The organism is Klebsiella sp. CN_Kp075, from assembly GCF_040065055.2.
GTDB classification, from domain to species: Bacteria; Pseudomonadota; Gammaproteobacteria; order Enterobacterales; family Enterobacteriaceae; genus Klebsiella; species Klebsiella aerogenes.
In genome coordinates this window covers 1-13405 of the sequence record NZ_CM198050.1, presented here as the reverse complement: position 1 = coordinate 13405, position 13405 = coordinate 1, and the positions used below count along the sequence as shown (strand labels likewise).

The following is a 13405-nucleotide window of genomic DNA, read 5'->3' as shown; positions in this document are numbered from 1 at the left end:
TTTTGTTTTTTATTTTTTACTTACGAATGCTCTAAATAGTTCACGTCGCAGGAAGGCGGCAAGATTGCAAATCCCCAGGAGCTTACATTAGTAAGTGACTGGGGTGCGCAATCGCAGCCAACGCACCTGTGGCGTGAAATATGAAGAGCATTTACCATTCGGCGACAGAGCCATCCTCATACCGCCACAACGGATTTCGCCAGTCCGGCGCATTTTTACTCAACTCAATCACGCGGGCCTCATCAATTTCTACGCCCAGCCCCGGCTTCATCAGAGGTTTAAAGAAGCCGCCTTCCATATTGAAATCTTCTTTATTTTTCACAAAATCAAGCAGTTCTGCACCTTTGTTGTAGTGGATCCCCATGCTCTGCTCCTGGAAGACCGCGTTATGTGAAACGAAATCGACGTGCAGACAAGCGGCCAGCGCGATCGGCCCCAGCGGGCAGTGCGGCGCCAGCCCAACGTCATAGGCTTCCGCCATTCCGGCAATTTTATAGCATTCGGTAATACCGCCTGCGTGCGACAAATCGGGCTGTAAAATAGCCACCCCGCCCGCTTCCAGTACTCGTTTAAATTCAAAGCGCGAGAACATACGTTCGCCGGCGGCAATTGGAATATGCGTTTGCGCCGCCAGCCGTGGATAATATTCCGCCTGCTCGGCTAATACCGGCTCCTCAATAAATAACGGGCGATATGGCTCCAGCTCTTTAATTAATACCTTAGCCATCGGCGCGCTAACGCGGCCATGAAAATCGAGACCAAACTCAATTTCATTGCCAAACGCTTCGCGGATTTGCGCCACGGTATTCACCGCCGCATCAACCGCGCGGGAATTATCGATGAGCCCCATCTCTTCGCAGCCGTTTAATTTAAAGGTGTCGAAACCAATGCCGCGCAGTTTCTTAATCCCGTCAATCACTTCGGCGGGGCGGTCGCCGCCCACCCAGCTGTAGGCTTTAATTTTGTCGCGCACCAGCCCGCCCATCAGTTGCCAGACCGGGGCATTCAGGACCTTACCTTTAATATCCCATAATGCCTGGTCAATACCGGCGATGGCGCTCATCATAATCGGGCCGCCGCGGTAAAAGCCGCCGCGGTACATCACCTGCCACAGGTCATTAATCCGCGCCGGATCCTGGCCAATCAGATAGTCGCCAAATTCATGAACGGCCGCCTCTACCGTGCGGGCGCGCCCTTCAATCACCGGTTCGCCCCAGCCGACGATGCCTTCATCGGTTTCAATTTTCAGGAACATCCAGCGTGGGGGTAAACGGTACGTGGTGATGTTGGTTATTTTCATTTCACTGCCTCTCGATACGCTTTTACGAATGCGGCTGCCTGCTGCGCGGTACGTTCAACCGGCTGGCCGGCGCGATAGAGATCGCTACCCAGCCCTGCCCCCACACAGCCGGCATTAATCCACTGCGCCAGGTTTTCCGGCGTCACGCCGCCGACGGCAAAGACCGGAACCTCCGGCGGTAGCACGGCTTTCAACGCTTTGATGTAATCCGGGCCAAAAGCCGATGACGGGAAAATTTTCAGCGCCTGCGCGCCAGCATCCAAGGCGCTGAAGGCTTCGCTGGCGGTGGCGCAGCCTGGGCACACGGTCATGCCGTAACCCACCGCACGCCGGATCACTTCCGGTTGAATGTTTGGCGTAACAATCAGCCGACAGCCCATGGCCGCCAGCCTGTCGACCTGTTCCGGTTGCAGCACGGTGCCCGCACCGATAAGCGCCTGCTCGCCGTAAGCGTCGACGACCTGCGGAATACTCTTCTCCCACTGCGGCGAGTTCAGCGGGATTTCGACCGCGTCGAAACCGGCGTCGATAACGGCGCCAACGTGAGCCAGCGCCTCGTCTGGCGTAATACCGCGCAGGATAGCGATAAGCGGAAGGTTAGTTTGCCACTGCATAAGCGATGCTCCTTATTCCTGTCTGAAATGCCGTATCGCCCGCAACCGCGGTGACTTCGCGGCCAATGGCGGCAAATGCCTGCTGATAGCGGGACGTTAACGATGACCCGGCGACAAGGCTAATAGCCTGCTGCCCGGCGAACGTGTCGCTGAGGGTGGCAACTTCAGCGCCAATCAGCAGGCCGGAAAGAAATTCGCTAACCTGCTCGCGAGGCAGCGCGCCCAGCACATGCGAAGCGCGAACTTCAAACAGCTGCGGCAGGACGGCGGGGTTGTTGATACCGCGCTGCAGACCGGCCGCGAATGCGTCGGTGGCCGTCTCCTGCGGCGGTAAGCCGGCGCCCACCAGCGAGTGCTGAAGCAACAGATGATGCAACTCACCGGTCAAAACGGTACGAAAATCGTGAATTTGCAGGCGATCGGCCAGTACCCACTTGCAGTGGGTTCCCGGCATCACGTAGACAGATGAAGGCGCTAAGGCGCGTGCGCCCAGCAGTTGCGTTTCTTCTCCACGCATGACGTTATGGTTATCGTCACGGGAAACGCAAAGACCGGGAATTATCCAGATATTGTCGCCAACGGCAGTTAACTGCTGGCCAATGTCCGAGAAAGCGGCAGGAAGCGGCAAATAGGGGGCGATTTTCCAGCCCACGTTGCTGCCAACCATACCTGCCATCACCACCGGTGTGGCGCCATCGCGCCAGTGTTGGGTAATTTCCGCTAACACCGCAGCGGGAGAGCGACCGTTCAGGCGCGTTACGCCTGCTTCAGATTGCCTGCTTTCCAGGCATTCTTCGCCCTGATAAAGCCAGGCGCGTAAATTCGTCGATCCCCAATCTATTGCGATGTAGCGAGCCGTCATGTGATTTCCTTGAGCCTTCGTGTCGAGCTGGCGATCATCGTCAACGCCGCCTGCTCCGCCGCGTCGCTATCCTGATGCCGAATGGCGTCAAATAGCGCTTTATGTTCCTGGAGGGTTTTTGGCATGTTGCCTTCATCGCCCATCCAGGTCCGTTCAAATACCGCCCGCTGCAGCGAACTGATCGCCACGCTAAGCTGCTGCAAAACCGGGTTATGTACTGACTGCAGCACCGCTTCGTGGTAACGAATATCGGCCTCGTTAAAGGCATCCCGGTTTTGGTTGTTGGCGATCATGTCATTGAGCGCCGACTCGATTTCCGCTAGATCGCTTGAGGTGGCGCGTTCCGCCGCCCAGCGTGCAATGGCGGGCTCTACCAGATTACGCACTTCACTCATCGCGCTGATAAGACGCGGGTCATAATCATTTTCCAGTACCCACTGCAGAACCTCAGTATCGAGGTAGTTCCACTGGTTTCTGGGAGCGACAAACGCGCCGCGATAACGCTTCATTTCGATCAGCCGCTTCGCCATTAGCGAGCGAAACACTTCGCGGATGATGTTGCGCGAAGTTTCAAACTCTTCACACAGTTCCGCTTCGGCCGGTAGCGCCGAACCCGGTACGTACTTACCGCTGACAATCTGTTTGCCCAGCGTGATCACGATGCGATCGGTTTTATTGAGAGTCATGGAGAGTCCTTATGCTCTATGTGTACTGCTCTACTTTACCGTCGCTGTCGAATTTCGCCTCACTTTTGTACTACTAGCGTGATGTCAGGCGTCGTCGTCATGAGTTCAATGTAGTACAACATGATTGTGTTGTACTACAATTTAGATCACAAAAAGAACAACCCATAAAAATAAAAATGCCTGTGACCACGACAGATGGCGCCGTCAAAGCAGGAAAGGAGGGTAAATAAGAGTTAGAACGCTTCGCCGACCTGGAAGTAAAAGCCGCTGCTGCCCTTACCGATACCGTAGTCGAGGCGAATATTAACGCGAGGTTTGAATTCAAAGCGGTAGCCGACGCCCGCCGAAGGTAGCCAGCGTCCATCATTCAGTGAATCAATGGATGGCCCCATGGTGCCCGCGCCGACCCAGGCAACAACGCCGTGTCGCCACGTCAACTGACGACGGTATTCAAGCTGAGAGCTGACCACGTTTTTATCGCGGTAGCGCCCCTGGTAATAGCCGCGCATACGTTCATCGCTGCCGAGTAGCGGCATCATGCTCCACGGCACATCGCCCTGGGTGAAGGTGCCATCCGCTTCCCAGGCCAGCACGCTTTTATCGCTCAGGGCCTGATAGCGGCTGTAGTGCAGGCGAAACTCATCAAATCGCGTGTCGCTGCCGAGTCCCGGCGCATAGTGGGTATAGCGAAAATCGGCATACTGGCCCTTGCGTGGGTTGGGGACAAAATCGCGATCGTCCCAGTTGATATCAATACTGGCGCCGGAGCTGAATACCGACGGCCCCTGTGGGGTGTTTTCTATTTTCGGCAGATCGTCATGGTCCATCTCATCGGCATTTTGCGCCGCCAGCGACCACCCCGCTCCCAGATAAACATTATCGATGAGCTGCCGGTAGACCATCGGGCGCAGGGTCAGCACCTGGGCGGTATATTTTTCTTTCTCATTGTCTTTGTCGCCGGCGTGAAAACCTTGTCCCCAGTAGTATGTCGGCGTGTTGGCCATCGAGCCTTCAACAAATACCCGCCACAAATCGTTGTCGAAAAAAGCATAGTTTTTAACGCTGAGGCCAAATGCGCCGGTGGAGCTAACGTAGCCGCTAAGCGTCAGCGTGGAGTTCTGGCTGATGGTGTCACTTGGGTCCGGGCGATACATGCCAACGACCGCCGTACCCAGCCCAAGCCCCAGCTCCGGCGTATAAAATGGCCCCGGCATGACGCCCCAGTCGATGCCTTTGCTGGCGTCAAACTTGTCGCTGGCGCCAAGGCTCTGCAACCAGCCGTCGATTTTTTCGCGGCTGAGCGCCTGCGCCTGCGCCTGCCCAATAACAAGGCATGTTAGCAACAGCAGGATAGGGTTAAACGGTCGGCTCAAAAGCGATACTCGCCGGCGATAAAGAAGCTGTTACGTTCGGCAAAACCAAACTCCGTAGTGATATTAAAGTTCCGGGTCATCTCATACTGCGCGCCCACCAGCACGTTCCACGGCGACTGCAGATGCTGTTTCACATCAAAGCGACCGTTGCCGTTCTTGTTGGCAAGATTGACCATGTTTTGCAGCATCGTCGACGGCATCGACAGATCGTTCAGGCTGCCCTTAAATTCCTGCTGCACATCCTGATACATACTGCCTACCCAGACATTCAGCTTCCCGTTCGGCAGATGCAGCGCATCTACCGACGGCGTATTGAAACGATAGCCCAAACGCGGCGAAAAGGTAAAAGCATCAATGCTGCCGTCGAGAATATCAAAACGCGTCTGCGTATAGTTGGCATCTAATACCGTGAACCAGTTGCCGACGCCGCCCACCAGCGTGGTACCGACGCCGTAGGTAGTGCCTTTAAAATCAAGACGAAAATCAAGATCCTGCATACCTGGCATAGGTACTACTTTACCATTCGGCCCTTTCAGACCGACGGCGATTTGCGAGATAGAATGGCCTTTAGTATGTCCAACCAGGCCATAGACGTTCATAAACGGCAGCAGCCAGGCATCCAGCTTAAGGGTCTCGGTTTTACTGCTTTCCCGCGTATTACCGACGCCAATCTGGAAGGCGTTATCCAGTGAAAAATTACCTAACGATAAGCCGGTAAAATTAATGCTATCGACATTAATATTTTGCCGCATATCCATATAGTTAACGCCGACGCCAAACGGCAGCGGCAGGACGTAGCCGTGTTTTCTGGCTTCATCACCTAAAAAGGGCAATACCGATGTCGATTCCGGCGCCGCGGCCTGACTATTGTCAGGCGCGGGCAGATCCGCCGGTTCGCTATCGTGCCAGGCGTATACGGGTTCAAGTTGGGTTGTTGGTTCTGCGGCCGCGCAGACCTGAAGAGAGGAGAAAGGCAGCGCAACCAACATCAAAAAGTGATTTTTATTCATAGGAAATATGATGTTAGTTATTAACGTATTGTTAAAAGGGGGCGGGTAGCTTATAGAATCCCGGATACTGATTAAGGGATTTAAATGCGGATTAACATCTATTCATGAAAAAAGAGAAGACAGGCCCGGAGAATTCCGGGCCTGAGATTGATGACAAACCTCATGCAACCGTTGCACTTACAGATTGCACCAGACAAAAAACATGGAAAATCAATTTATTGATTTTCGGTTGATAACCACAAAGAAGGAAAAACCACGCTTTTTCCTTCTTTGTCAGCAGTCTGAGGCCCGGAGAATTCCGGGCCCGAAATGCGCTTAGGCTAAAACGTATTTTTCAATGGCGAAGGCAACGCCATCTTCAAGGTTCGATTTGGTGACGAAATTCGCCGCTTCTTTAACGGTCGGGATAGCGTTATCCATCGCCACGCCGACGCCGGCGAATTCAATCATCGCGATATCATTTTCCTGATCGCCAATCGCCATAATTTCTTCCGGCTTGATGCCCAGCGTATCGGCCAGCGACTTCACGCCGGTGCCTTTATTGACGCGTTTATCGAGGATTTCGAGGAAGTACGGCGCACTTTTCAGCACGGTATACTTCTCTTTCACTTCCGCCGGAATACGGGCGATAGCCCGATCGAGAACGGCAGGCTCATCGATCATCATCACTTTCAGCAGCTGAATATTACGGTCCATCTTTTCTGCTTCGCAGAATACCAGCGGAATGGTCGCCACGTAGGATTCATGCACCGTGTAGTAGCTGATATCGCGGTTCGCGGTATAGAGCGTATTACGATCGAGCGCGTGGAAGTGCGAGCCAACTTCGCGAGAGAGTTGCTCAAGGAAGCGATAATCATCGTAGCTTAACGCCGTTTGCGCCACGGTGCTGCCGTCGCTGGCTTTCTGAACCAGCGCGCCGTTATAGGTGATGCAGTAGTCGCCCGGCTGTTCCATGTGCAGCTCTTTCAGGTAGCTATGGACACCAGCGTACGGGCGGCCGGTCGTCAGCACCACGTTAACGCCGCGGGCGCGTGCTGCCGCGATGGCGGTTTTCACCGCCGGAGAAATGGTATGGTCCGGCAGCAACAGCGTGCCGTCCATATCAATTGCAATCAGTTTAATAGCCATGGGATCCCCGGGTAAGATGAGTCTTCACTCATGCTAACGCGATTCCGCTCAAAAAACAGCTCTCGCAGCGGGAGAAAACGAGGATGGATTGCGCAGGCGGATTCCCCTTTTGCCGCAAAAGAAAAACCCGGCAGCGCAACGCGTACCGGGTTTAGCAAAACCGTAGCCCCGGTAGACATCATGTCACCGGGGAAATACAGGCTTAGATATCGATGTTCGCCGCTTTCAGGGCGTTCTCTTCGATAAAGGCGCGACGCGGTTCAACGGCATCGCCCATCAGGGTGGTGAACAGCTGGTCGGCGGCAATCGCATCCTTCACGGTGACGCGAAGCATGCGGCGGCTGTCTGGATCCATGGTGGTTTCCCACAGCTGATCCGGGTTCATCTCGCCCAGACCTTTATAACGCTGGATAGAGAGGCCGCGACGCGACTCTTTAACCAGCCAGTCGAGCGCCTGTTCGAAGCTGGCTACCGGCTGGCGGCGCTCGCCGCGTTCGATAAACGCGTCGTCTTCGATAAGCCCGCGCAGCTTCTCGCCGAGGGTGCAGATGCGGCGGTATTCCGCGCCGGTGATGAACTCGTTATCCAACGGGTAGTCGGTATCGACGCCGTGGGTACGCACGCGCACGATCGGCTCGAACTGCTGCAGTTCGCTGTTTTCACGAATATCAAACTTCCACTGGCTGCCGTGCTGCTCTTTTTCGTTCAGCTCGCTGATCAGCTGGTTAATCCAGCGGGTGACGGTCTGCTCGTTGCTCAGATCGGCTTCGGCCAGCGTCGGCTGATAGATAAGCTCTTTGAGCATCGCTTTCGGGAAACGGCGCTCCATGCGGCCAATCATTTTCTGCGTCGCGTTGTACTCGGCCACCAGTTTTTCCAGAGACTCGCCGGCTAAGGCCGGTGCGCTGGCGTTGGTGTGCAGGGTCGCGCCGTCGAGCGCGATGGAGATCTGGTACTGATCCATCGCTTCGTCGTCTTTAATGTACTGTTCCTGCTTGCCTTTCTTCACTTTGTACAGCGGCGGCTGAGCAATGTAAACGTGACCGCGCTCCACGATTTCCGGCATCTGACGATAGAAGAAGGTCAACAGCAGGGTACGAATGTGCGAGCCGTCGACGTCCGCATCGGTCATGATGATGATGCTGTGATAACGCAGCTTATCCGGGTTGTACTCATCGCGGCCGATGCCGCAGCCCAGCGCGGTAATCAGCGTGGCCACTTCCTGAGAAGAGAGCATTTTATCGAAGCGGGCTTTCTCGACGTTAAGGATTTTACCCTTCAGCGGCAGGATAGCCTGGTTCTTACGGTTACGGCCCTGTTTCGCAGAGCCGCCCGCGGAGTCCCCTTCCACGAGGTACAGTTCAGACAGCGCCGGGTCGCGTTCCTGGCAATCCGCCAGTTTGCCCGGCAGGCCTGCCAGGTCAAGCGCGCCTTTACGACGGGTCATTTCACGGGCGCGACGCGCGGCTTCACGGGCGCGCGCGGCGTCGATAATTTTGCCGACCACGATTTTCGCATCGGACGGGTTTTCCAGCAGGTATTCGCTCAGCAGTTCGTTCATCTGCTGTTCAACCGCCGATTTCACCTCGGAGGAGACCAGCTTGTCTTTGGTCTGAGAGGAGAACTTCGGATCCGGCACCTTCACGGAAACCACGGCAATCAGGCCTTCACGCGCATCGTCGCCGGTGGCGCTGACTTTCGCTTTTTTGCTGTAGCCTTCTTTATCCATGTAGGCGTTCAGGGTACGGGTCATCGCCGCGCGGAAGCCCGCCAGGTGAGTACCGCCGTCGCGCTGCGGAATGTTGTTGGTAAAGCAGTAGATGTTTTCCTGGAAACCGTCGTTCCACTGCAGCGCCACTTCAACGCCAATACCGTCTTTTTCGGTGGAGAAATAGAAGATATTCGGGTGGATCGGCGTTTTGTTCTTGTTGAGATATTCAACAAACGCCTTGATGCCGCCTTCGTAGTGGAAATGGTCTTCTTTGCCGTCGCGCTTATCGCGCAGGCGGATAGAGACCCCGGAGTTCAGGAACGACAGCTCGCGCAGACGTTTCGCCAGGATTTCGTATTCGAATTCAGTGACGTTGGTGAAGGTTTCCAGGCTTGGCCAGAAACGCACCATGGTACCGGTGCTTTCGGTTTCGCCGGTTACCGCCAGCGGCGCCTGCGGCACGCCGTGCTCATAAATTTGTTTGTGGACTTTGTTATCGCGTTGGATAACCAGCTCCAGCTTCTGCGACAGGGCGTTAACCACCGAGACGCCTACGCCGTGCAGACCGCCGGACACTTTATAGGAGTTATCATCGAATTTACCGCCGGCGTGCAGGACGGTCATGATAACTTCCGCCGCGGAGACGCCCTCTTCCGGGTGAATGCCGGTTGGGATGCCGCGACCGTCATCCTGTACGGAGACGGAGTTATCGCTGTGGATAGTAACAACGATGTCTTTACAGTAACCTGCGAGCGCTTCGTCGATAGCGTTATCCACAACCTCGAATACCATGTGGTGCAGACCGGTGCCGTCATCCGTGTCGCCGATATACATACCCGGGCGCTTACGCACCGCATCCAGCCCTTTCAGGACTTTGATACTGGAGGAGTCATAAGAATTCGACATCAACGTTTCTCGCTCATTTAATCTTGGGTTAATCCGTTATTTTACCCTTTTCCACGGTGAACATCTTCGAATTTTTGTCCGACATGTCCATTACGTGTTCAGCGCTGATTGCGCTGACGAAAACCTGCGATTGCGTGGCTTTTAAGCGGCTGGCAAGCAGCCCGCGCCGGGCATCGTCAAGCTCCGAGGCAAAATCATCTATCAGGTACAGGCAGCGCCGCCCGCTTTCGCGGGTCAGGAACTCGCCCTGCGCCAGTCGTAGGGCGCACATCAGCAGCTTAAGCTGCCCGCGCGACAATGTGTCTTCCACCGGCGCCCCATCGGCGCGAATGCGAAAATCCGCTTTATGCGGACCGTGGGCGGTGTAGGTTAACATTCTGTCGCGTTCGAAATTCCGCTCCAGCACCTCGGCGTAGTCCGTTTCTTTTTCCCAGCCGCGCTGGAAAGAGAAGGTGAGGGTGAATTCCGGTAAAAATTGCTGACAGGTATCCGCCATGTCTTCGACAATAGCGGCGCTGTATTCGGCACGCCAGCGGCTGATTTGTTCCGCCAGCGGGATTAATTCCAGGTCCCACGGCCGCAGTTGCGCATAGCGGCTCACCTGGCGCAGCGCGGCGTTGCGCTGTTTCAGCAGGCGCTTCAGGTTGCTCCAGGCAGTGAAGAATCCGGCTTCGTTATGAAAGCATCCCCAATCAATGAACGCTCTTCTGTATTTGGGGCCGCCGTTGAGTAAAGTAAACCCCTCCGGCGTGATCAGCTGCATCGGCATCAGGTGCGCCAGTTCCGCCACCTTGTGGCCATCGGTGCCGTCGATACGCACCTTGCTGTCGCCCTGTTTGTCTTTGGTCAGGCCAATGGCGGTTTCGCGCTCTTCGCCCTGTAAACGCCCGTGCAGGACAAACGAATCCTGCTCGTGGCGAATCACCCGGCCAATTTGCAAACTACGAAACGCCCGACCGTGGCCGAGCGTATAGATAGCTTCCAGCACGCTGGTTTTGCCGCTGCCGTTTGCGCCAACCAGGAAGTTAAAGCTGGGGGATAAAGCGAGATCCGCATTTTCAATATTGCGGAAATCTTTGATCAGGAGTCGGGATAGCGACATATCAACTCGTCATCATTCAAGGGGCGTGGGTGTCGCAGCCAGTTCGTCTACCGCCAGCGCGCAGAAAGCGGAGCGTACACGAAGTACGTGAGCATTTGCTCGCTCCGCTCGTCCTTCGGACCGTCTTACAGACGTCCAAAACGCATAGCGTTTTGTCGAGCACTGCCGGAAGGCGAAATGGCAAGTAAACCAGCCCCTTTGCAGATTCTACAATCTCATAGGCATAACAACATAGGCGGCGGATTGTGAAGCCGCATCCTCAATCTGCACGCTCGATACGGAATCCGTCAGCAGAATGCGCACATTCTCGCATTTCAGCGCATTGAGCACATCCAGCACATAGCTAACGTTGAAGCCAATCTCCATCTCCGTTCCGGCGTAGGTCACGTCAAGGATCTCTTCCGCCTCTTCCTGTTCCGGGTTGTTAGCGGTGATTTTCAGCTGGTTCTCGCTGACGTACAGCCGCACGCCGCGGAATTTCTCGTTCGAGAGGATTGCCGCGCGGGCGAAAGCCTGCTTGAGAATGTCGCAGCCGGCATCAAGGTGTTTATCCGGGTTTTTCGGCAATACGCGGCGATAGTCCGGGAAACGGCCGTCAACCAGCTTCGAGGTGAAGATAAAATCGCCGACGTGAGCGCGGATATTGTTGCTGCCGATCTGCACGCGCAGCGGCGTATCGCCGCCGTCGAGCATACGCATCAGCTCAATCACCCCTTTACGCGGGACGATCACCGAATGGTTCGGCAGCGACTCTTCCAAAGGCATTGAACAAACCGCCAGACGGTGGCCGTCGGTGGCGACGGTGCGCAGTTCGCTACCTTCGGTTTCAAACAGCATGCCGTTTAAGTAGTAACGAACGTCCTGGTGCGCCATCGAAAACTGGGTGGCTTCAATCAGGCGCTTCATCGTCGCCTGCGGCAGGGTAAATTCCACTTCGCTCTGCCAGTCGTCGAGATTCGGGAAATCGGCGGCAGGCAGGGTCGACAGCGAGAAGCGGCTGCGGCCGGAGCGCACCAGCATACGGTCGCCTTCAAGCTGCACGGCGATCTCCGCGCCTTCTGGCAGGCCGCGGCAGATATCAAAGAATTTACGCGCCGGAACGGTGGTGGCGCCCGCTTCGTGCGGCTGAATCAGCGACACGCGCGCGACCATTTCCATTTCCAGATCGGTACCGGTTAGCGACAGCGTGCCGTCCGCGACCTGAAGCAGCAGGTTACCGAGAATCGGCAGCGTCGGACGACCACCTAACGGACCGCTCACCTGTTGCAGCGGTTTTAATAAATGTTCACGTTCTACGGTAAATTTCATAGCGTCACGAGGATAATGTTCTGATTAAATTGGAAAAATCTTCTTTAATGTCGTGGCTTTCTTCACGCAACTGCTCAATCTTACGGCAGGCGTGCAGCACGGTGGTATGGTCGCGGCCGCCAAACGCATCGCCGATTTCCGGCAGGCTGTGGTTGGTCAGCTCTTTGGCCAGCGCCATCGCCATCTGGCGTGGGCGCGCCACCGAACGGGAGCGGCGTTTGGACAGCAGGTCCGCTACCTTAATCTTGTAATACTCCGCCACCGTCTTTTGAATATTGTCGATGGTGACTAATTTTTCCTGCAGCGCCAGTAAATCGCGCAGCGCTTCGCGCACGAAATCAATGGTGATAGCCCGGCCGGTAAAGTTGGCGTTAGCAATGACGCGGTTCAGCGCCCCTTCCAGCTCACGCACATTCGAACGCAGACGCTTGGCGATAAAGAATGCGACTTCGCCCGGCAGGCGGATGTCGTTCTCATCGGCTTTTTTCATCAGGATCGCAACGCGGGTTTCCAGCTCAGGCGGCTCGATCGCCACCGTCAGGCCCCAGCCAAAGCGCGATTTCAGACGATCCTCAACGCCGTTGATCTCTTTTGGATAACGATCCGAAGTGAGGATGATCTGCTGATTACCTTCCAGCAGGGCATTAAAGGTGTGGAAGAACTCTTCCTGCGAACGCTCTTTATTGGCGAAGAACTGAATATCATCGATCAGCAGGGCGTCAACGGAGCGGTAATAGCGTTTAAATTCTTCGATGGCGTTGTTCTGCAGGGCTTTTACCATGTCCTGCACGAAACGCTCGGAGTGCATATAGACCACTTTAGCATTTGGCTTACGCGCCACAATGCCGTTGCCGACGGCGTGCAACAGGTGGGTTTTACCCAGACCGGTGCCGCCATATAGGAACAGCGGGTTATACGCGCCGCCAGGGTTATCGGCCACCTGACGCGCCGCCGCGCGTGCCAGCTGGTTAGATTTACCTTCGACGAAGTTATCAAACGTATGCTTGACGTTGACGTTGGAACGGTAGGTGGGCTCTGCCGGAGCCGGAACGTTATCCCAGCCCTGACGGGCGACAGCCGGCGCGACGCGCGCGGTTTGCACCTGAGCGGCCGGGATCGCCGTGGCGACGTTGGCCGTACCCTGGTGGGACGGCGCCGCAGGCTTCGCGCCCACTTCAAAGCGCAGCTGTGGGGCGTCCGCACCACAAAAGTCATTGAGGAGCCCATTGATATTATTAAGGTATTTGTCCCTTACCCAATCGAGCACAAAACGGTTTGGCGCATACAGTGCCAGCGTGTTATCGCTCAGTTCCGCCTGCAATGGGCGGATCCACATGCTGAATTCTGTGGCTGGTAACTCATCCTGCAATCGGGCAAGACACTGCTGCCAAAGCGAAAGTGACAC

11 protein-coding genes are annotated in these 13405 nt (G+C 55.6%); all 11 read right to left on the bottom strand.

Translation table 11 applies throughout. The annotated features are described in order from the left end of the window. Window positions 1–151: 151 nt before the first annotated feature. The 11 genes from dgoD to dnaA all read right to left on the bottom strand — a co-directional run bounded on the left by dgoD (window position 152) and on the right by dnaA (window position 13405). The gene (gene dgoD, locus ABLV78_RS00055) at window positions 152–1300 is read right to left on the bottom strand and encodes a galactonate dehydratase (RefSeq protein ID WP_016946147.1); all 1149 of its coding nucleotides are present in this window, start codon (window positions 1298–1300) and stop codon (window positions 152–154) included. Continuing rightward, window positions 1297–1914 (bottom strand): 2-dehydro-3-deoxy-6-phosphogalactonate aldolase, encoded by a 618-nt coding sequence (locus ABLV78_RS00050; protein WP_004181595.1) that lies wholly within the window; start codon window positions 1912–1914, stop codon window positions 1297–1299. Before ABLV78_RS00050 ends, dgoD begins: the two co-directional genes overlap by 4 nt. Continuing rightward, window positions 1898–2776, bottom strand: a complete 879-nt coding sequence (locus ABLV78_RS00045; protein WP_047044611.1) for a 2-dehydro-3-deoxygalactonokinase — start codon at window positions 2774–2776, stop codon at window positions 1898–1900. The genes ABLV78_RS00050 and ABLV78_RS00045 overlap by 17 nt, the downstream gene beginning before the upstream one ends. Next, window positions 2773–3462: a D-galactonate utilization transcriptional regulator DgoR gene (gene dgoR, locus ABLV78_RS00040; protein WP_015369039.1), complete on the bottom strand. Its 690-nt coding sequence runs from the start codon at window positions 3460–3462 to the stop codon at window positions 2773–2775. Before dgoR ends, ABLV78_RS00045 begins: the two co-directional genes overlap by 4 nt. 233 nt (window positions 3463–3695) lie before the next feature. Continuing rightward, on the bottom strand, window positions 3696–4835 hold the full coding sequence (locus ABLV78_RS00035) for a BamA/TamA family outer membrane protein (protein ID WP_047044608.1): 1140 nt from the start codon (window positions 4833–4835) through the stop codon (window positions 3696–3698). Further along, a complete protein-coding gene (locus ABLV78_RS00030; RefSeq protein ID WP_072251479.1) occupies window positions 4832–5845 on the bottom strand; it encodes a hypothetical protein in 1014 nt (337 codons plus the stop codon). The genes ABLV78_RS00035 and ABLV78_RS00030 overlap by 4 nt, the downstream gene beginning before the upstream one ends. A gap of 315 nt (window positions 5846–6160) precedes the next feature. Further along, window positions 6161–6973 (bottom strand): sugar-phosphatase, encoded by an 813-nt coding sequence (yidA, locus tag ABLV78_RS00025; protein ID WP_032715358.1) that lies wholly within the window; start codon window positions 6971–6973, stop codon window positions 6161–6163. Between the two features lie 202 nt (window positions 6974–7175). After that, entirely contained in the window at window positions 7176–9590 is a 2415-nt protein-coding gene (gyrB, locus tag ABLV78_RS00020) for a DNA topoisomerase (ATP-hydrolyzing) subunit B (protein WP_032706564.1), read from the bottom strand. 28 nt (window positions 9591–9618) lie between these two features. Further along, complete coding sequence (recF, locus tag ABLV78_RS00015; protein WP_045378107.1) at window positions 9619–10692, bottom strand: DNA replication/repair protein RecF; 1074 nt, start codon at window positions 10690–10692, stop codon at window positions 9619–9621. Window positions 10693–10899: 207 nt separating this feature from the next. After that, window positions 10900–12000 carry a DNA polymerase III subunit beta gene (gene dnaN / locus ABLV78_RS00010; RefSeq protein WP_045378110.1) on the bottom strand — a complete coding sequence of 367 codons (1101 nt, stop codon included), beginning with the start codon at window positions 11998–12000 and terminating at the stop codon, window positions 10900–10902. 4 nt (window positions 12001–12004) lie between these two features. Beyond that, entirely contained in the window at window positions 12005–13405 is a 1401-nt protein-coding gene (gene dnaA / locus ABLV78_RS00005; RefSeq protein ID WP_015703901.1) for a chromosomal replication initiator protein DnaA, read from the bottom strand.